The organism is Novosphingobium sp. NFX11 (assembly GCF_057376415.1).
Genome location: NZ_CP080385.1, coordinates 1,840,301 through 1,858,851 on the forward strand (window position 1 = coordinate 1,840,301; position 18,551 = coordinate 1,858,851).

The window sequence follows — 18,551 nt, forward strand, 5'->3', positions numbered from 1 at the left end:
ATGCCCATGCTTAACTTTTCCGCCATCGCCGCCATGCTTCTCGCCACTACTTCGGTTGCGGCCCATGCGCAGGACGGGGAGGCGCCGATGTCGCCTGCGTTCCTGCGCGCGATGGAGCCGATGGTTCCGCGCGACACGGCTACCGACCGCGTCGTCGTCACCCGTCATTCCGCGAAGATCGCCGGGCGCAAGCTGGCCTACAAAGCGATCGTCACCGAACTGCCGATGCCGGGAGCGGATGGCGTCCCGGTCGCCGTGGGCGTGAGTTACGCCTACGTCGCCGAGACCAAGGGCGATGCGGCGAAGCGCCCGATCCTGTTCGTCTTCAACGGCGGGCCGGGCGCATCGTCCTCGCCGCTGCACATGCAGGCGCTCGGGCCGCGCCGGATCGTCGGCAAGGGCGATGCGGCACACCTGGAAGATAACCCGCACAGCCTGCTCGATGTCGCCGACCTCGTTTTCATCGACCCGGTGGGTACGGGCGCGAGCATGCCGGTGAAGGACCGCGACGCCAGCGGCTACTGGGGTGTCGGTGGTGATGCGCGAGGCGTCTCGGCGATGATCGAGGCGTGGATCAAGGCCAATGACCGCACGGCGTCTCCCCGCGTGCTGGTTGGCGAAAGCTACGGTACGTCGCGCGCTCTGGCGATCGTCAACGAGGACATGAAGGCGAAGAAGCCGCTGCCCGCGGGCGTAGTGCTGCTGTCGCTGGCGATCGGCGATGCCGATGGTCCGGTGCTGTCCGAGGCTATGCATCTGCCTACGTTCGCGGCGGTCGCATGGTATCATCAGGCGATCGACCGGGGCGGGCGTACTGTGGCGCAGCACTACGCCGAGGCGCTGAACTTCGCGCAGACCGAATATGCCTCCGCCCTCATGCGCGGCCCGGCCTTGCCTTCTGATGAGCGCAGGAAGGTGGCCGAGCGCATGGCGGCGCTGATCGGCATCCCCGCCGATACCATCGAGGCGAAGAACCTGCGCCTCGACAACTACGACTTCATGCTTGCGCTGCTGGCGGACAAGGGGCTGCGCACGGGCCAGCTCGACGGCCGGGCGACCCGCGCCATCGCGGAATCGAAGCTGCGCCCGCCGTTCGACGATCCGTCGATGTCGCTCGGTTCGGGCACCAGCGCCGGGATCGAGGGCTATCTCAAGAACGAACTCGGCTACACCGCACCGAGCCCTTATCGCAGCCTGAACCTGGGCATCAACTTCAAGTGGAACTGGGACAAGGACTACGGCGGCAGCTATCGCGCCATGTCGTTTGCGCCCTATCTCAAGGCGGCCATGGACGCACAGCCGGGTCTGAAGGTCTTTGCGGGCGGTGGGTATTACGACATTACCACCCCGGTCTACGCAGGCCAGTTCGCGCTGGAGCAGGCGGGAGTGCCTGCGGACCGCGTGACTTATGCCCGTTACGCGGCCGGTCATTCGGTTTTCGAGGACGAAGATGGGCTGACTGGGCTGAGTGCTGATCTGCACCGTTTCCTACAGTCTCTCGGTGGTTGACGACTCGTCTTCCGGATCGCTCCATAGGCTTGGCAGCTTAGTATGATGGCGGTCGAAAGCGTACGGAAGCCCGACGAGTAACAGTAGTCGTCGGCCGGATCCGGTGTTCAACGGTCAAAGCGAATTGCGGCTTGCGATCGCGCCCAGCACGCGCGCCGAGGGCTTGGCGGTCCGCGCGAACGTCCTGCGATCGAGCGTATGCAGGCCGAACTGCGGCTTGTAACCGAAGACCCACTCGTAATTGTCCACCAGCGACCAGTGCATGTAGCCGAGCACGGGCACGCCTTCGTCCATCGCGCGCTTGAGTTCGGTCAGCGCGGCGGGGATCAGGCGCGCGCGCTTGGTGTCGTCGGCCGAGTTGATGCCGTGCTCGGTGACGATGACGGGCACGCCGCTGACTTGGTGGGCATGGCGCACCGCGCCCGCGAGCGAGGCCGGATAGACTTCCGATCCCGCGTCGTTGGTCTCAGCGCCTTGCGGTGCGGGCAGGCGGCCCTTGTCGTTCCAGACCGTGCGCTCGTAGTTCTGCACGCCGACGAAGTCGTTGCCGCGCGCAGCCTCCAGCCAGGGCTGGTAGAGCTTCGCGCGCATCGCGTCGCGCAGGCTGCTGCGGCCCACCGCCTGATCGTCGATGATCGCAAGGCTGACGCCCACGGGAAGGTCGCCGCGTACCGCCTTGATCGCTTCGCGCCCGGCCTTGTGGCCCGCGAGGAGGTTCGTCTGAACCACTTGCGGGTCGGCGACATAGAGTGGGTTGCCCGGCAGGAACCGTGCCACGGCATATGCGCGGGCGGCAGCTTCCTGCATGGCCTTGTCGGCGCCGAGCAGTTGCTTGCCGATGTCTCCGGGCAGCACGATGTCGAGCAACCCGCTGAGGTTGGGCTCGTTCAGCGTCGTCGCCTGCCCGATTCCGGCGGCGAGATGGCGCGCGGCCTTGTCGCAGTAGCGGGCGAAGAGCGCGGGCGCCTCGGGATTGGACCAGCCGCCCTGCGCGGCGAACCAGACGGGCGTGGTGAAGTGGTTGAACGTCACCATCGGGTTCAGCCCGCGCTCCCGGCAGCCCTCGATCATCGCCTTGTAGTGGTCGAGCATGGCGATCGAGAACTGGCCCTTCGCCGGTTCGATCCGCGCCCATTCGAGGCTGAAGCGATAGGTGCCCAGCCCGAGCCCCTTCACCAGATCGAGGTCGGTGCGCCACAACGCGAAGCTGTTCGCCGCATCGCCCGATGGCTCGGCGTAGACGGTGGGGCTGGCGTGTTCCATCGCCCAGACGTCGCTGTTCACATTGTTGCCTTCGACCTGATAGGCCGCCGTCGCAGCGCCCCACAGGAAGCCTTTGGGAAACGCCGGATTTACCGGACGCGCGGCCCGGGCGAGGGCGGGCGTTTCCATCATGGCGGCAAGCCCGGATGCGGCGGCGGTCGCCAGAACGGTGCGTCGATCGATCATGCTTGTCTTCCCTCATAGCCTTGACGACCCGCTTGACGACCGATTCTCCATCCACTAATTAGAATGCGTATTCTCGTTTTATAACGGCTTCCCAGAAGGGCAGCCATTCGCATTGGGGAGAGATCTATGAAGCTGAATTTCCTGCTTGTTTCCGTGTCCGCATTCGCTCTGCCGACGATCGCCATGGCGCAGGACGCGGCGAGCGAATCGCAGGATCAGGCCGGCCTCGGGGACATCATCGTTACCGCTAACCGCACCGCTTCCAGCGCGCAGGACACGCCGACCGCGCTCAACGTCTATTCCGGTGACTCGCTGCGCGATGCGGGCATCGCCTCGGTCCGCGATCTCGCCACGATCGACCCCAGCGTGAACATCTCGCCCTCTGCGGGCGCGGCCTATGTCGCGGTGCGCGGCATCGCCTCGACCGACGTGACCGAGATCGGCGATCCGTCGGTCCCGGTCTCGCGCGACGGGTTCTACACCAACCGTTCGTTCTCGCTGAATTCCTCGATGTACGACCTTGCCCGCATCGAAGTGCTCAAGGGGCCGCAGGGCACGCTCAACGGCCGCAACTCGACCGGCGGCCTCGTCAGCATCATCACCAATCGCCCCAAGTTCGAGAACGGCGGCTATGCTTCGGTGGAGGCGGCGAACTTCGGCACCTTCAATGGCGAGATGGGCGCCAACCTGGCCGTCAGCGACACTTTCGCGATCCGCGCCTCGGGCACGTATCTGACACATGACGGCTACCGCAAGATCGACGGCCCCACCACCAGCGGTGACGACGAGGACTTCGCGTCGGGCCGCATTCAGGCGCTGTACGCCTCGGGCGGATTGTCGGCCTGGGTTTCCTACCAGCACGATTCCCGCACGGTGAACGGCGACGCGATCTTGCGTGGTACTCTGGGCGGACCGAAGCCGAGCTTCAGCGATCTCGGCGCGTTCCCCGGCAATTCCGCGCAGAAGACCACGCTCGAAGGCGACCGTGTGCGCTGGGAGCTGGCCTATTCGACCGATAGCAACCTCAACTTCATCTACGCAGGCGGTTTCGACAGCCAGAACTGGGTCAACGTCCTCGACGCGACCGGCCCGGAATACCCGGCCAACCGCCAGTTCCGCCAGAACGAGCGCCCCAAGACCTGGAACCACGAATTCCGGGTGAGCAATGACAGCAGCTCCAGGCTGTTCTTCCAGGCGGGCTACTTCCGGTTCAGCGAGAACAACACGGTCGATTCCGGCCTCTACAACCTCGACATGACCGGCCTGTTTGCGGATGGCGGCCCGCTTGAGGCGCTGGGCCAGCCCGACCAGTACGGCATCAAGTTCGACTACAAGATCCGCACCCGTTCGCAGGCGGTCTTCGCGCAAGTCGATTACGACCTGACCGACCGGCTCGAGATCAGCCTCGGCGGCCGCTACACCTGGGACAAGAAGACCCGCAGCGGGCAGGCTCTGCTGTTCCTGCCCGCGCTGGCCAGCCCCTTCGCACCGGCGCTGCGCCTGACCACGCCCGGAGACGGCAACCTGAGCGACAGTCAGCCGACCTGGCATGCGGGCCTGAACTTCCGCCCGAAGCCCGACACGCTGATCTATGCGAAGTACGATCGCGGCTACAAGTCGGGGGCTTCAACTCGAACGGCAGCTCGGCTGCGGTGCCTTACGATTCCGAACAGCTCGACGCCTTCGAGATCGGCACCAAGAACTCGCTGCTGGGCAATACGCTGCAGATCAACGGCGACGTGTTCTACTCGAACTACCGCGGCTATCAGGCATCGCAGACTTCCGACGTGCTGCAGGGCAGCGGCATCTTCAACGTGGGTTCGGCCAAGATCTTCGGGGCCGAGGCAGAAGTGAAGGCACTGCTGGGCAAGGCCACGCGCATCGGCCTCAACGCCGCCTACCTGCACGCCAAGTTCGGGAACGGCATCGTCGTCAACGACGGTGACGGCAACCCGCAGGACATTAGCGGCAACCGCCTGCCCAACGCGCCCTCGTTCACCGTCACCGGATCGTTCGACCAGGACATCGCGGTGGGCGCGGGCAAGATCACCGCGCATGCCGATGCCAAGTATTCGTCGAAGTACTATTTCTCCGCGTTCAACCTCGACGATATATCCACCGCCAGCTTCGTCGTCACCAATGCCTCGATCGGATACGAGCCCGACCATGGCGGCTGGAAGGTGATCGCCTTCGTGCGCAACATCTTCGACAAGAACGTGCTGGCCTACGCGCAGCAGAACTTCGTCTCGCACACCAACAACTACCAGTTCCAGCCGCCGCGCACATACGGCGTGCGGGCAAGCGTCAGCTTCTGACGCCGGGACGCGTTCGTCGCGGGGCCGCGCCGTCTCCTCCTTGCGGCCCCGCGGTAAACTGAAGGGGCGCGGCATCGCTGCCGCGCCCCTCGATTGTGTCAGACTGCCGGAAAGGCGAAAGCCGCGTCAGGCATCCGCCTTGAGGTAGGCGAGGCACATCCGGCCCAGCTCTGTGTTGAGCTGCTCCCAGTCGTGGGCATAGGCGGACTCGGCTGTCGAGCCCAGGCTCAGCTGGCGGGCGAGCGTTGCGAAGATGATCTGGTAGGCGGCATTGGCCTTCAGTTCGTGGTCTTCGCCGCCGAACGCCTCGCGGTATTCGAGCATCGCCGCGATGCCCATCGCGGCGGCGCGGTTGGCGCTCTGCTTGCCGGGTTCGGACACCAGCGGGTCGAACGAGGCGCGCTGCATGCTCAGGCGCAGCAGCGGCGCATGGTCGCGCAGCACTCCGGCGAACGCCTGCACGTAGCGCGGCATGAACGTGTCGAGCGAGGTCGCCTTCGCCTTGACCGCCACCATCATCGCGTCCTCGTCCGCCGCCATGCGTTCGAGGTGGTTGGCGATCACCGCGCGGACCAGGTTCTCCTTGCTCTTGAAGCGCAGGTAGATCGACCCGATCGAGACGGCGCCCGTCTGGCTGACGTCCTGGAGGGTGAACTCCTCGCTACCCCGTTCGAGCATCAGCTTTTCGGCGGCGACGAGCATGCGCTCGAACGAGGCCTTGCTGCGCCCCTGTTGCGGGGTTCGACTGACGGTATCGACCGCCAGCGTTTTTTCGGAAGCGCGAGGCTTTGGACGTGTTGACATGACCGCAATAAACACCTTATCGAAATAAGAACGTCAATTCTAATTTAGCGACATATCCATGTCGCGATGATTCCCTTGGGAGGGTACATGCGCTTTTCCGTCTTCCTGAACGCCCGTTCGCTCGGCCCCGAGCAGGATCGCAAGCTGATGAAGGACCTGGAGGCGCACGCGCGTCTCGCGGCCTCGCTGGACTACGATGCGATCTTCCTGCCGGACCATCACTTCAACGGTTACATGCCGGTGGCGAGCGACAGCTTCATCTTCGCAGGCTACCTTGCCGGGCAGATGCCGCACATGCATTTCGGTTTCTCGGTGGTGTCGGTGCCGCTGCATCACCCCGTGCGTTTCGCCGAGCGGATCAACGTCCTCGACCAGCTGACCGACGGCAAGCTGCTCGTCGGCGTCGGCTCGGGCACCACGCCCGAGGAGATGATCGGGTTCGCGGTGGACTACAGGGACGCGGGCGCCCTTGCCGAGAACAACCTCGCCATCGCCGAGCAGCTCTGGGCCAAGCGGATGGACGATCCCGCCGTGGTCATCGAGAACGGCCCGTACAACGGCCGCGTCCTCCAGCGCATCACGCCTGCGCCCTATACGCCCGGCCATGCCCGCCTGATGCCGGTGGCGATGAAGGAGGCCAGTTCGCGCCGCGCTGCCGAGCACGGCTGGCCCGCCTTCATCCCCGCCTTTACGCCGCCCAAGATCGGCGGCACCGAGCCTTTCGTCCACGTCAAGAAGTGGTTCGACATCTACAAGGGGTTCCTGCTCGAAGCCGGCCACAGCGACGAGGTGGTCGCCTCCGCGCTCGACTGGACGACGCACACCTATCAGGTCGTCCACGTCGCCGAGACCGACGAGCAGGCGCGCGAGGAACTCGAAGTCATCCTGCGCAGCTATCAGGACGCGGTCGAGCGTGAGGCCGAATTCAACGCCCGCGCCGAGAGCGACGACGCCAACAAGAAGACCGACCGCACGCCCGATGCGCTGACCGACGACTGGATCGGCACCTGGTGCCTCTACGGCTCGCCCGAGACGGTGATCGAGCACCTGAAGCCCTATCAGGAGCTGGGCATCGGCAACATCCTGTGCGGCACGACGACCGGCCCGCTGACCGACGAGCGCCTGCAGCTGGGCAATCAGACGCTGCACCTGCTTTCCGAAAAGGTGATGCCCGCGCTCAAGGGCTGAGCCGAGCCGACGACGACAGGGCGCCCGCGAGAAGGGCGCCGCCTTATCAGGAGAGCGCATAGTGACCGCAACTTCATCGCCCCGCCGCAAGCGGGTGGTCGGCCTTGGCGGGACGTTCCGCCAGGCCTCTTCCAGCGAGCGGATCGTGCGGGCCGTCCTTGCCGAATGCGCGGCGATGGGCGCCGAAACCACGATGTTCGACGGCCCCTCGCTTGCGCGGCTACCGCACTTCAACCCGGAGAACCCCGAGCGCACCGCCGAGGAACAGGCTCTGGTCGAGGCGGTGCGCGGCTGCGACGCGATCGTCATCGGCAGCCCCGGCTATCACGGCGGCTACTCCGGTCTGGTGAAGAACGCGGTCGATCTCCTTGAGGACTTGCGCGGCGATGCGCGGGTCTATTTCGACGGGCTGCCGGTCGGCCTCGTGGTGACGGCGGCGGGCTGGCAGGCTTGCGGGACGACGCTTTCCGCGCTGCGCGACGTCGTCCACGCGATGCGCGGCTGGCCCACGCCGGTCGGCATCGCGGTCAATTCGGTGGAGCAGCGGCCGTTCGGTCCTGACGGCGCACTGGCCGACGATGGCATCGCCCGCGCCGTGCGGGCGCAGGCACAGCAGATCATGGGTTTCGCATTCGAGGTTTCGGCCGGGGGTTGGCATGACGGACATTACGCTCACGCAGGCGAGCGCACTCACGGCGGGCGGGGCGATGTGGTCCTCGGTCGCATTGCCCGAGGCGGACATTCCGGCCTTCACCATGTCCGATGGCCCGCTCGGCATCGCCAGCGGCCGGGTGGACGAGCGCGACATCGCGCTGCTCAGCCCGTGCTCGACTTTGCTGGGCGCGACGTGGGACCGCGATTTGTGCCGCCGCGTCGGCGAACTCGTCGGGCACGAGGCGGTCGCGCGCGGCGTCGATGCGGTGCTGGCGCCCAATCTCAACCTTGCGCGCAGCCCGCTGGCGGGCCGTGCCTTTGAGTATTTCTCCGAGGACCCGGTGCTGGCAGGTGTTCTCGGCGCCGAGTGGGCCGTGGGCCTGCAGTCGACCGGCACCGGCTCGGTCGCCAAGCACCTTGTCTGTAATGACAGCGAGACCGCGCGTGACGAAATCGACGTGCGCGTCGATGACCGCACCTTGCGGGAAGTCTACCTGCTGCCGTTCGAATATGCGGTCGATGCGGGCTGCGTCGGCCTGCTGGCGGCCTACAACCGCGTCAACGGTTCGTGGTGCGCGGAGCAGGCCGAAGTGCTGACCGGAATCGTCAAGGGCGAGTGGGCTTTCGGCGGTCTCATCATGAGCGACTGGTTCGGCACCCATTCGACCGAGGGCTCGATCAACGCCGGGCTCGATCTGGAGATGCCGGGGCCGGCGCGGTTCCTCGGACCCAAGGTGGAGGCGGCCGTCGCGGCGGGCTCGGTCCTGCGCAGCCGGGTCGATGATGCCGCTGCCCGTGTCACCGCCGTCGCCCGCCGTCTCGATGCGCCCAAGGCCGCGCCTGCGCCGATGGATCAGGCCGAGGCGCTGCTGGTCGAGGCCGCTGCAGCGGGCTTCACCCTGCTGCGCAACGAAGGCGCGATGCTGCCGCTCGAACCGGGGACAGTGAAGCGGCTGGCGGTGATCGGCCCCAATGCCTACGCGCCGTGCTTTCAGGGCGGGACCTTCGCGAAGATTTCGATCTCGCCCGATGCGCCGACGCCGCTGGAAACGCTGCGCGAGACCTATGGCGACAGCTGCGAGCTGGTGTTCGAACCCGGCGTCGATCCGCAGCCGCGCCTGCCGGGGATGCCGGTGGTTCCGGCGCTCGACATCGGCGACGGCTGCACCCGCGGCATGACGCTCGAATACTTCGCGCAGCCCGGCTGCACCGGAGAGGTACTCTCGCGCGAGACGCGGGATACCAATTCGCTGGTGTGGTTCGTCGGCGTACATGAGCAGGCGGAATTCACCCGGCCCGGATCGCTGCGCGCTTCCGGCCGGTTCACGGCGGAAAGCGCGGGGCTCTACAGCTTCTACCTCGGCTCCACCGGCGCGGCGCGCATCCTTGTCGATGGGCGGGAAGTGCTGACGGCGGGCGGCGAAGTCCCGGCTTCCGAGATCATGGGCGTCCTCAAGCGCGGCGACGCCGACATGGCCGCGATCGAACTGGCCGAGGGGCAGGAGGTCACCGTCACAGCCGAATTCGAGTGGCTGGGCGGTCGCGTACAGGGTCTTTGGTACGGGGTGCGCAACCCCGACAGCGCCGAGGCCATGCTCGCCCGCGCCGTCGAGGCCGCGCGGGGAGCCGATGCGGTGCTGTTGCTGGTGGGCGAGACATCGGATTCCAGCGTCGAAAGCAAGGACCGCGCCGACACCCGCCTGCCCGAGATGCAGGAGCGCCTGATCGCGCAAGTCTGCGCCGTCAATCCACGCACGGCGGTAATCGTCAACGTCGGCCATGCCTTCGACTGCAGCTGGGAGGACGGTGCTGCCGCCGTTCTCTCGGTGTGGTATCCGGGGCAGGGCTTTGCGCAGGCGCTGGCGGACGTGCTTTGCGGCCGCCGCGAGCCGCGCGGGCGTCTGCCGGTGACGATCGCGGCCGACGAAGCGGACTATCCCGCCTTCGACCTCGCCCCTGCGGAGGACGACGGGACGCTGACTTACGCCGAGGGCACGCGCTTCGGCTATCGCGGACTGGTCGCACAGGGGCGGGCGGCGCGCCATCCGTTCGGCAGCGGCCTTGGCTACGCGCAAGTGCTTTGGAGCGATGCGCGTGCCGAGGACGGGGCGATCTCGGTGGCGCTGACCAATCCGGGCGAGCGCGAGACCTGCGAGATCGTGCAGGTCTATCGCGACGAGCCGGAATGCGCGCTGGTCGGCTTCGCGCGCGCCATTCTCGCGGCCGGAGAGACGCGGCGGGTCACGGTGCCGCTGGAGACCAGGGCACTGCGCATCTGGGGCGAGGAGGGCTGGATGCCCGTCGCCGATCGCCTGATGCTTCGCGCCGCACGGCATTGCGAGGATGCCGGGCTGCCGGTCGAGGTCACGCTCGCCGCATTCGCCTGAGGGTCGAGGTTAAAGAAAGGGGCCGGCAGGACGCATTGTCCTGCCGGCCCCTTTTGTCGCTTTCCCACACCGCCGTCATTGCGAGCGGAGCGAAGCAATCCAGGGCGGCACTGTGCCGTCTGGATTGCTTCGCTCCGCTCGCAATGACGAGAGGTTCAGGCCGTGCGCGGCACCGCCGGGCTGGCGCGCAAGGCGGCGACGACCGCCACCGCCATGCCGACCAGCGCCGCGCATCCGCTCGCGACGAAGGCCCCCTGCATCGTCCCGGTCGCGAGGTTCATCTGGTGGACCAGCCACGGCGAGCTGAACTGGCCGAAGAAGAACGCGCCGGTCCAGATGCCCATGCCGCGGCCGCGATGCTCGAAGGGGAACTTGGTCTGCGCCCACGCCACCAGCATCGGCACCGCCATGCCTGCGGCGGTCTGCTGGATGCACAGGCCCACGACCATCTCGCCCGGCGTGCGGGCAAGGCCGATCACGGCAAGCCCGGTGCCGATGATGCCGAAGAAAGTGGCCAGTTGCACCGCGTTCGCACGTCCCGAGAGAATGCGGAACAGCAGTGCCCCGGGGATCACGAAGAGGCTGGGCAGGAAGCTCATCCGGCCGACCGCGCCGGGGTCACGGACGCCGACTTCTCCGAAGGCGATGCTGCCATTGACGATGAAGACGTAATAAAGCGCCGAGGAGAACAGCGTGACGAGCGCCACCGTTGCCGCTGCCGCGATCGGGAAAGCCGAAATGCCCGCCGTCGGCGTTTCGGCCTGCACCTTGGCCATTTGCGCCCGCTTCGGCTCGAACATGAAGGTGAGCATCGCGAAGAAGATCGGGAAGGCCACCAGATATACCAGGAAGCCGCCGTTCCAGCGCAGCGAGGCCACCGTGCCCGACAGCAGGATCACCCCCGAGGCAAGGAACGGCCCGACCACGCCTTGCACGAACAGCCAGTCGCGGCGCCCGGTGTCCTCCCAGTAGTCGGCGATCAGGGTGTTGACGATGGTGAGGATGCCCGCCTCGCACACACCCAGCATCAGACGCGTGGCGAAGATCTGGTCGAGGTCGTCGAGGAAGAACGGCGCGGTGCCGAACAACCCGTAGAAGAACGTACAGCCCAGCAGCAGCCGCCTCCGTCCGAACTTGTCGACGAAGAACCCCGCGAACGGCGCGAGCACGGCTACGGTCAGGCCCGGAGCCGTGACCATGAGCGGCACTTTCGCGGCCGCGTCGGGGTCGGTGGCGAAGTGCTGGATCATCGAGGCGACGATCGGGAACATCGAGACGATGGCGAAGATGGGCAGGAACGCCGCCGACACCAGGGTCACGCCCTGGGGTCGCATCGTCAGCCTGCCGAAGAATCGGGATACCGGGTTCATGCTACTCCCAACTGCGCTCTGGATCGGCGCATATTAGAATTCGTATTCTCGTTTGGTATCCGGCGATGGGCGCCCGGTCAATGCACTTGTTTTGCCATGACGGGCTTGACGAGCGTGCAATTCAAAAATTAGAATGATAATTATAAAAATGGGCGAAGGTGCAGATGAAACGGCGTTTGCGAATGGACATGACATGCAGTGGCGCGGCCTTGCGGGAGCGATGCGCGTGAGCGGCTGGACGCGCCGCGATTTCGCGGGCGGCGTGGCGCTGTTCGCGCTGGCGCTGGGCATACCGGCGGCAGCGGTGAAGCTCACTGACCTCGCCGCCGAGGATGCGCCGAGCGACCGCCAGAGCACGTTGATGACCGAGGTATCCGATCTCGTAATCCCGCGCACCGATACGCCCGGTGCAAGGGACGTGGGGGTCGGCGATTTCGTGGTCCTCGCCCTCGCCCATGGGCTGAGCGGCACCGGTGCGCCGATGGCTGCGGAGACGGTGACGGCGGAGCTCGTGCCCTTTCGCCGCCGTGACGGATCGCTGCGGCATCTGGCGTGGCTGGAGCAGGTGCTCGACCGGGCGGCGGGCGGAGACTTCCTGCGCCAGCCGCGCGAGCGGCGGGCAGAACTTCTCTCCGCGCTGGATGCCCAAGCCTTCGTACAAGGGGCGGCGTTCTCGCCCTGGACCGCGATCAAGGGGCTGATCCTGACCGGCTACTACACCAGCGAGGCGGGCGGATCGCAGGAGCTGCGCTACGATCTCGTTCCCGGCAAGTGGGAGTGGGACATTCCGATCACGCCCGGCATGCGGGCATTCTCCAGCGACTGGACGGCAGTGGATTTCGGCTGATGACGGGCAACAACACGCAATTCGACGCGATCGTCGTCGGCTCTGGCATCACCGGCGGCTGGGCGGCCAAGGAACTGACCGAGGCGGGCCTCACCGTCCTGATGATCGAGCGTGGCCGCAAGATCGAGCATCAGGTCGACTACGAGACAGAGACAAAGTCTCCGTGGGACATGGAGTTTCGCGGGCAGGGCGACGCAGCGCTCTATGCGCGCGAATACCCGGTGCAGATGCTCAACCGGCACTTCAACGAATTTACGCAAGGCCACTTCGTCAACGATGCGCAGGAGCCTTACCAGAAGGCGCCGGGCAAGGATTTCGACTGGTTCCGCTCGTACCAGCTGGGCGGTCGCTCGCTGACCTGGGGGCGCCAGTGCTATCGCTGGTCGGACTACGATTTCGGCGCCAACAAGCGCGACGGCTTCGGCACCGACTGGCCGATCCGCTACGCCGAACTCGCGCCGTGGTACGACCGGGTCGAGGAGTTCGTCGGCGTGTCGGGCGCGGCGGAGGGGCTGGCGCAGTTGCCCGACGGGCGCTTCCTGCCGCCGATGGAACTCAATTGCGTCGAGCAGGCGACCCGCGAGCGCATCCTTGCGAAATACCCCGACCGCGTCATGACGATCGGCCGCACCGCCAACCTCACCGAAGCGCGCCCCGAACAGGGCCGCGGGCATTGCCAGTACCGCAGCATCTGCGCGCGCGGCTGCTCCTACGGCGCTTACTTCTCGACCCAGTCGGCGACGTTGCCGGCGGCGCAGAAGACCGGGCGGTTGACGGTGGTGACCGACGCGCAGGTGCACAAGCTGGACTACGATCCGGCGACGAAGCGGGTCACCGGCGTCCACTGGATCGACACGAAGACGGGCGAGGGGCGGCAGGCGCACTCGCGGATCGTGTTCCTCAATGCGGGCGCGTTCAACTCGGTCCACCTGATGCTCAATTCGGCGAGCGAGGCGATGCCTCGTGGCCTCGCCAATTCCAGCGGCGTGCTGGGGACGCATATCATGGACCACGCCAACACGATGGCGGGCATGGCGGTGATGCCCGGGTTCGAGGGGCGCACCACGTTCGGCAACCGTCCGACCGGCATCGTCATCCCGCGTTTCCGCAATCTGGAGACGATGGACGGCAAGGGCTTCACGCGCGGCTATTCGTTTCAGGGCGGCGCGCTGCAGGGCACGTGGACGCGCGGCAAGCGCATGGCGGGCATCGGAAGTGCCTACAAGGACGAGCTGCACGATATCGGTCCCTGGACGATGGTGCTGGTGGTCTTCGCCGATTCGATGCCGCGCGCCACCAACCGCCTGACCTTGAGCAACCGCACCGACCCGCGCGGCGTGCGCCAGCTGGAGATCGCCTTCGAGCACGGCAGGGAGGAACTCGCCGCGCTGTCCGACGCGAAAACCGAGGCGGCGGCGATGCTGACGGCGGCGGGCGGCCACGTCGTCATGGGCTTCGACCGGCCGGGCCACGGCGGTACCTCGATCCACGAGATGGGCGGCGCGCGGATGGGCTGGGATCCCCGGACTTCGGTGCTCAACCGCTGGAGCCAGGCGCATGACGTGCCGAACCTGTTCGTCACCGACGGCGCGCAGATGAGCTCGTCGGCCTGCCAGAACCCTTCGCTGACGTACATGGCGCTGACCGCGCGGGCCTGCGATGCGGCGGTGAAGATGCTTCGGGAAGGGGCGATTTGACGCCCGATGCGCCGCCGCCGCCAGCGGTGAAGCACGGTTCGGGCCTCAGCGAGCGGCAGAAGTCGCTCGCTTACCTGACGCTGATGGTGGCGCTGGTGCTGGAGATCGTCGACGTCACGATCGTCAACACCGCGCTGCCGGTGATCGAGCGCGATTTCGGCGCCATGGCCGCGCAGGCGCAGTGGGTGGCGGCGGGCTATTCGCTCGCCTTCGCGCTGCTGCTGATGCTGGGCGGACGGCTGGGCGATTCGTGGGGTTACCGGCGGCTGTTCGTCGGCGGGGTCGGCGGCTTCACGCTGGCTTCGATCCTCTGCGGCCTTTCGGGAAGCCCCGACCAGCTCATCGCCGCGCGCGTGCTGCAAGGATCGGCGGGCGCGATGATGGCGCCGCAGGTCATGGCATTGGTGCAAGTGCTGTTCGAGCCGCTGGAGCGCGTCGCCAAGCTGGCATGGGTGGGCGTGATCGGCGGGCTCTCGGCGATCTGCGGGCCGATTCTGGGCGGGCTGCTGATCCATGCCGACCTGTTCGGGCTGGGCTGGCGCAGCGTGTTCCTGATCAACGCGCCGGTCGGCCTCTTCGCGATGGTGGTCGGCTGGAGGCTGCTGCCGGATGCGCGATCGTCGAACGCGCGAGGCGTCGATCTTGCCGGGACGCTGCTGTTCGCGGGCGCGATGGCGGCGCTGCTGGTGCCGCTGGTGCGGGGCGCGGACTTCGGCTGGCAGGCGTGGCACTTCGCGCTGCTGGCCGCCGCGCCCTTGCTGCTGGCGCTGGTCTGGCGCCGCACCCGCGCGCGGGCCGCCAGAGGCACCGCCGCCCTGTTCGCGCCGGAGCTTTTCGCCGAGCCGCAGTTCGCGCTGGGCCTCGCGATCGCGCTGCTGTTCGGTGCGGCGACCGGCGGGTTCCTGTTCGTCTTCGCCTTCGGAGCGCAGAAGCTGCTGGGCTATTCGCCCTTGCAGACCGGGCTGCTGCACATTCCCTTCAGCGTGGGCGTGATGCTGGGCATCGCGTTCCTTGGCCGCAAGCTGCTGATGCGCCGGGGCAAAGGCGTGCTGGTGCTGGGAGCCGGGCTCATGGCGCTGTTCGCGGGTGGCTCGCTGGGGTGGATCGGCTGTGCCAGTGCTTTGGCCAGCCCTTGGGCATGGGCGCTGCCCTGTCTGGCGCTGGCGGGCACCGGCATGGGCATGACCACCGGGCCGCTGACCCCGGTGATGCTGGCACGGGTCGATACGCGCCATGCCGGCGCGGCGAGCGGGCTGATCAAGACCGTGCAGGAACTCGGCATGGCGCTGGGCATCGCGGTGGTCGGCACGGCCTTCTTCGCCGGAGCGCCGCGCGGGCAGGTGGGCGCGGTGTGGCCCGCCATCGCGGTCATCGAGGTGTTGCTGGCGGCGTGCCTGCTGCTGGCCCTGCGTTTGCCCGCAAGGCTGTTCCCGGAGCACGACGCTTGAATGGAAAGGGGCGGCTGAGCCGCCCCTTTCAACGTCAGATCGATACCGTCTTGCGGTCGGTGTTGATCGAGGGGAACGGCAGGTAGGACACCCGCAACTGCTGGAGCAGCGTGAGTTCGTGCTCGCCCGCCGGGAAGCCGCCGGGATAGTCGACGAGAATCGTCGCGGGTGTGCCGAAGGGCCAGCGGCGGTCGTAGGCCAGTTCCATCTCGTCCAGCGTCAGGGCGCCCCCGTGCGGCCGCCGCCTTCATCGAAACGCACGGCTTCGCGGGCAAGGGGCTCGCCGTCGATGGACACGTCCAGCTTCTCGATCATCGAAAGGCCGAGGCCGCGGTAGTAGCCGAGCTTGGCCTCGAAGGCGAAGCCGGTGGGGGCGTCCGCCGGGCCGGTGTTGCGCAGGCTGGCGGCGTTGATCAGGTACTTGTCGAACATCAGGCGATCTCCAGCCGGCTTTCCGCCTTGGCGATGAGGTTTTCGAACATGACGTGCTGGCGGCGCACCTGCTCGCGGCTGTCCACCTCCTCGACGTCCTGGATCCAGCGGTTGCCTTCGTATTCGCTGGAAAGCGTGCCTTCCCAGCCGCACTTCACCAGTTCGGGGATCACTTCGTCATAGGCGATCGTCGGGTCGGTGCAGTCCTGCGTCATGCCGTAGAACTTGGCCTGGATATGGCGGAAATAGGGGGCGTAGTCCTTGATCCGCCTGGGGTTCGCGTAAGGTGCATGGCGCAGCGTCTCGGCCATGGCGATCTCGGCCTTGTTGCCGCCCATCTTCACCGCGACTTCGTAGATCGTGTATTCGCACATGATCTTCTGTTCGTGCTGGTCGACGATGAACTGCGCGATTTCGGGGCGGGCGCCCTGCCGTTCGAACCGGGCGCGGAATTCGGGTGGGTAGTGCTTCATGAATACGCCCATGTCGGGCAGGATGCCGAGGTGCCTGGTGCCGAGGCGGTCGGCGACGTCGATCGTGCGCAGGATCCACGCATGTTCCAGATGCCAGGGCGCATGGACCTCGACGCCCATGTGGACGTCTAGCTGTTCGGCATAAGGCACGCACTTCTCGAGGATGTCGGGACGCACGAAGATCAGCACGCGCATGTTGCGGATGCCGAGGCGGTTGCAGAGCACGAGGTCGCGCCGGATGCTCTCGACCTGTTCCTCGTCGGACAGGACCTCGCCCTTGCGCAGCTTGGTGTCGAGGAACATGTCGTAGCAGGTGAAATGCGCGCCGTGACGGGCCAGCATGTCCTGCCACTCGCCCAGTTGCGCATCGGTGATGTTCGGGAACGTCGGCATGTTCTGCTCGGGCAGGATCTCGATGCCCGGTGCGCCGATCGACGCGGCGAAGGTGACGACGTCCTCCACGCTCATCCGGCCCAGGAACATCTCCTCCTGGAAACTGTAGAGGCTCACGCCCCGCTCAATCTTGGACATTGTGGCCCCTTTCGAATGGGCCGTTTCGCAGCGGCATACGAAAGCGCTTCCGGCCCGTGCGGCCCGTCGCTTCTCCCGGATACGCGGCGTTGCGGCCGTCTATATTAGAATAGAAATTCGTATTTGGACTCGGATCGGGGCGCTGTCAATCTCTTGACGTCCCCCGAATCTATAATTAGAAATATCGTTCTAATTTACAAGCACCGGGCGCAAAGCTGCGCCGGTTCGGATCATGAGCCCGGGAGAGAAACATGCGGCCAATCGATGATACTGCCCATGGTACTGCAACGAGGGCGGGCGCCCGCCATGCATGACCTGAACGTCCTGATCATCGGCGGCGGCATCGGCGGCCTGTCCGCCGCGATCGCGCTCGGCCGCGCGGGCCACCGGCTGACGGTGATCGAGCGTGACCCGGAGTGGTCGGTCTACGGGGTAGGCATCATCCAGCAGGCCAACGTGGTGCGGGCCATGGACCAGCTCGGCGTGCTCGACGCATTCCTCGACGCGGCCTGCGGCTTCGATGCAGTGGAGATCTACCTGCCCTCCGGCGAGCGCGTCGCGCGGGTACCGGCGCCGAGCCTCGTGCCGGGCAAGCCCGCCAATGTCGGCATCGGCCGCCGCGCGCTGCAGAAGGTGCTCGGCGACAGCGCGAAGGCGCTTGGCGCGGCGATCCGGCTGGGCGTTACCGCGACTGTGCTTGAGGATGACGGCGCCGATGATAGCGGAGGTGTGGCCGTCAGCTTCTCGGACGGCAGCGCGGAACGCTTCGACATCGTGGTGGGCGCCGACGGGGTCTATTCGCAGACGCGCGAGGCGATCCTGCCGGGCGCCGCCACCCCGGAATTCACCGGGCAGGGGGTGTGGCGCTACAACTTCCCGCGTCCCGCCGATCTTGATGCGCTGCATGTCTACAACGGCCCCGTGGGTGTCGGCCTCGTGCCGATGAGTGCCGAGGGGATGTACCTCTTCGCGACCAGCCCCGAACCGGGCAATCCGCACTATCCTCGCGAGGGCCTTGCCGCCGCGATGCGCGGCAAGCTGGCGAATGCCGCACCGCAGATCCGGGCGCTGGCTGAGCAGATCACCGACGATGCGGGCGTGGTCTATCGCCCGCTGGAGGGGCTGATGGTCCACGGTCCCTGGCACAAGGGCCGCGTGGTGCTGCTCGGCGATGCGGTCCACGCGACGACGCCGCATCTGGGGCAGGGCGCCGGGATGGCGATCGAGGATGCGCTCGTGCTCGCCGAGGAACTGGGCCGCAGCGACGCGCCGGAAGCCGCCTTCGCCGCCTACCGCGAGCGCCGCTACGAACGCTGCCGCTACATCGTCGAGAAGTCGCTGGAGATCTGCCACGGCCAGATCGGCAAAGGCCCGCAAGTCGACAACCACAAGGCCACCGCAGAGATGTTCGCGGTCGTCTCGCAAGCTATCTGATCAGGCAAGGACA

At 66.7% G+C, this 18,551-nt stretch carries 13 protein-coding genes and 2 pseudogenes; 9 read left to right on the top strand and 6 right to left on the bottom strand.

Annotated features, from left to right (window positions below):
- The first annotated feature begins 6 nt into the window (after positions 1-6).
- The gene (locus KZO24_RS26215) at positions 7-1,509 is read left to right on the top strand and encodes a S10 family serine carboxypeptidase-like protein (protein ID WP_271183981.1); all 1,503 of its coding nucleotides are present in this window, start codon (positions 7-9) and stop codon (positions 1,507-1,509) included.
- Positions 1,510-1,623: 114 nt separating this feature from the next.
- On the opposite strand, the gene KZO24_RS26220 is transcribed toward KZO24_RS26215, so the two are convergent.
- Entirely contained in the window at positions 1,624-2,958 is a 1,335-nt protein-coding gene (locus KZO24_RS26220; RefSeq protein WP_271183982.1) for a family 1 glycosylhydrolase, read from the bottom strand.
- A gap of 183 nt (positions 2,959-3,141) precedes the next feature.
- On the opposite strand from KZO24_RS26220, the pseudogene KZO24_RS26225 reads away from it, so the two are divergent.
- Positions 3,142-5,273: pseudogene (locus tag KZO24_RS26225) on the top strand (TonB-dependent receptor).
- Positions 5,274-5,399: 126 nt separating this feature from the next.
- On the opposite strand, the gene KZO24_RS26230 reads toward KZO24_RS26225, so the two are convergent.
- On the bottom strand, positions 5,400-6,077 hold the full coding sequence (locus KZO24_RS26230; RefSeq protein ID WP_271183984.1) for a TetR/AcrR family transcriptional regulator: 678 nt from the start codon (positions 6,075-6,077) through the stop codon (positions 5,400-5,402).
- 87 nt (positions 6,078-6,164) lie between these two features.
- On the opposite strand from KZO24_RS26230, the gene KZO24_RS26235 reads away from it, so the two are divergent.
- The 3 genes and pseudogenes from KZO24_RS26235 to KZO24_RS26245 all read left to right on the top strand — a co-directional run bounded on the left by KZO24_RS26235 (position 6,165) and on the right by KZO24_RS26245 (position 10,306).
- The gene (locus KZO24_RS26235; RefSeq protein ID WP_271183985.1) at positions 6,165-7,265 is read left to right on the top strand and encodes an LLM class flavin-dependent oxidoreductase; all 1,101 of its coding nucleotides are present in this window, start codon (positions 6,165-6,167) and stop codon (positions 7,263-7,265) included.
- A gap of 58 nt (positions 7,266-7,323) precedes the next feature.
- Positions 7,324-7,902 (top strand): annotated as a pseudogene (locus tag KZO24_RS26240) (NADPH-dependent FMN reductase); the annotation flags it as partial.
- Positions 7,903-8,020: 118 nt separating this feature from the next.
- Positions 8,021-10,306 carry a beta-glucosidase gene (locus KZO24_RS26245; RefSeq protein ID WP_486487436.1) on the top strand — a complete coding sequence of 762 codons (2,286 nt, stop codon included), beginning with the start codon at positions 8,021-8,023 and terminating at the stop codon, positions 10,304-10,306.
- A gap of 155 nt (positions 10,307-10,461) precedes the next feature.
- On the opposite strand, the gene KZO24_RS26250 is transcribed toward KZO24_RS26245, so the two are convergent.
- A complete protein-coding gene (locus KZO24_RS26250) occupies positions 10,462-11,676 on the bottom strand; it encodes an MFS transporter (protein ID WP_271183988.1) in 1,215 nt (404 codons plus the stop codon).
- Positions 11,677-11,896: 220 nt separating this feature from the next.
- Between KZO24_RS26250 and KZO24_RS26255 the strand changes: the two genes are divergently transcribed.
- The 3 genes from KZO24_RS26255 to KZO24_RS26265 are packed head-to-tail and all read left to right on the top strand — an operon-like array spanning position 11,897 to position 15,668.
- Positions 11,897-12,523, top strand: a complete 627-nt coding sequence (locus KZO24_RS26255) for a gluconate 2-dehydrogenase subunit 3 family protein (RefSeq protein WP_271184019.1) — start codon at positions 11,897-11,899, stop codon at positions 12,521-12,523.
- Positions 12,523-14,220 carry a GMC oxidoreductase gene (locus tag KZO24_RS26260; protein ID WP_271183989.1) on the top strand — a complete coding sequence of 566 codons (1,698 nt, stop codon included), beginning with the start codon at positions 12,523-12,525 and terminating at the stop codon, positions 14,218-14,220. The genes KZO24_RS26255 and KZO24_RS26260 overlap by 1 nt, the downstream gene beginning before the upstream one ends.
- Complete coding sequence (locus KZO24_RS26265; RefSeq protein ID WP_271183990.1) at positions 14,217-15,668, top strand: MFS transporter; 1,452 nt, start codon at positions 14,217-14,219, stop codon at positions 15,666-15,668. The genes KZO24_RS26260 and KZO24_RS26265 overlap by 4 nt, the downstream gene beginning before the upstream one ends.
- Before the next feature lie 34 nt (positions 15,669-15,702).
- Here the strand turns inward: KZO24_RS26265 and KZO24_RS26270 are convergent, their stop codons facing one another.
- The 3 genes from KZO24_RS26270 to KZO24_RS26280 are packed head-to-tail and all read right to left on the bottom strand — an operon-like array spanning position 15,703 to position 17,104.
- Positions 15,703-15,876 carry a C-glycoside deglycosidase beta subunit domain-containing protein gene (locus KZO24_RS26270; protein ID WP_486487437.1) on the bottom strand — a complete coding sequence of 58 codons (174 nt, stop codon included), beginning with the start codon at positions 15,874-15,876 and terminating at the stop codon, positions 15,703-15,705.
- Positions 15,877-15,887: 11 nt separating this feature from the next.
- A complete protein-coding gene (locus KZO24_RS26275) occupies positions 15,888-16,100 on the bottom strand; it encodes a C-glycoside deglycosidase beta subunit domain-containing protein (RefSeq protein WP_486487438.1) in 213 nt (70 codons plus the stop codon).
- Complete coding sequence (locus KZO24_RS26280) at positions 16,100-17,104, bottom strand: sugar phosphate isomerase/epimerase family protein (RefSeq protein ID WP_271183992.1); 1,005 nt, start codon at positions 17,102-17,104, stop codon at positions 16,100-16,102. Before KZO24_RS26280 ends, KZO24_RS26275 begins: the two co-directional genes overlap by 1 nt.
- A gap of 306 nt (positions 17,105-17,410) precedes the next feature.
- Between KZO24_RS26280 and KZO24_RS26285 the strand changes: the two genes are divergently transcribed.
- Positions 17,411-18,538: an FAD-dependent oxidoreductase gene (locus KZO24_RS26285; RefSeq protein ID WP_271183993.1), complete on the top strand. Its 1,128-nt coding sequence runs from the start codon at positions 17,411-17,413 to the stop codon at positions 18,536-18,538.
- Positions 18,539-18,551 lie beyond the last annotated feature (13 nt).

Excerpts from the sequence above, each read along its gene's own strand:
- KZO24_RS26215 (WP_271183981.1), top strand. The coding sequence starts at position 7 with ATGCTTAACTTTTCCGCCATCGCCGCCATGCTTCTCGCCACTACTTCG.
- KZO24_RS26220 (WP_271183982.1), bottom strand. The coding sequence starts at position 2,958 with ATGATCGATCGACGCACCGTTCTGGCGACCGCCGCCGCATCCGGGCTT.
- KZO24_RS26230 (WP_271183984.1), bottom strand. The coding sequence starts at position 6,077 with ATGTCAACACGTCCAAAGCCTCGCGCTTCCGAAAAAACGCTGGCGGTC.
- KZO24_RS26235 (WP_271183985.1), top strand. The coding sequence starts at position 6,165 with ATGCGCTTTTCCGTCTTCCTGAACGCCCGTTCGCTCGGCCCCGAGCAG.
- KZO24_RS26245 (WP_486487436.1), top strand. The coding sequence starts at position 8,021 with ATGTCCGATGGCCCGCTCGGCATCGCCAGCGGCCGGGTGGACGAGCGC.
- KZO24_RS26250 (WP_271183988.1), bottom strand. The coding sequence starts at position 11,676 with ATGAACCCGGTATCCCGATTCTTCGGCAGGCTGACGATGCGACCCCAG.
- KZO24_RS26255 (WP_271184019.1), top strand. The coding sequence starts at position 11,897 with ATGCGCGTGAGCGGCTGGACGCGCCGCGATTTCGCGGGCGGCGTGGCG.
- KZO24_RS26260 (WP_271183989.1), top strand. The coding sequence starts at position 12,523 with ATGACGGGCAACAACACGCAATTCGACGCGATCGTCGTCGGCTCTGGC.
- KZO24_RS26270 (WP_486487437.1), bottom strand. The coding sequence starts at position 15,876 with ATGGAACTGGCCTACGACCGCCGCTGGCCCTTCGGCACACCCGCGACG.
- KZO24_RS26275 (WP_486487438.1), bottom strand. The coding sequence starts at position 16,100 with ATGTTCGACAAGTACCTGATCAACGCCGCCAGCCTGCGCAACACCGGC.
- KZO24_RS26280 (WP_271183992.1), bottom strand. The coding sequence starts at position 17,104 with ATGTCCAAGATTGAGCGGGGCGTGAGCCTCTACAGTTTCCAGGAGGAG.
- KZO24_RS26285 (WP_271183993.1), top strand. The coding sequence starts at position 17,411 with ATGCATGACCTGAACGTCCTGATCATCGGCGGCGGCATCGGCGGCCTG.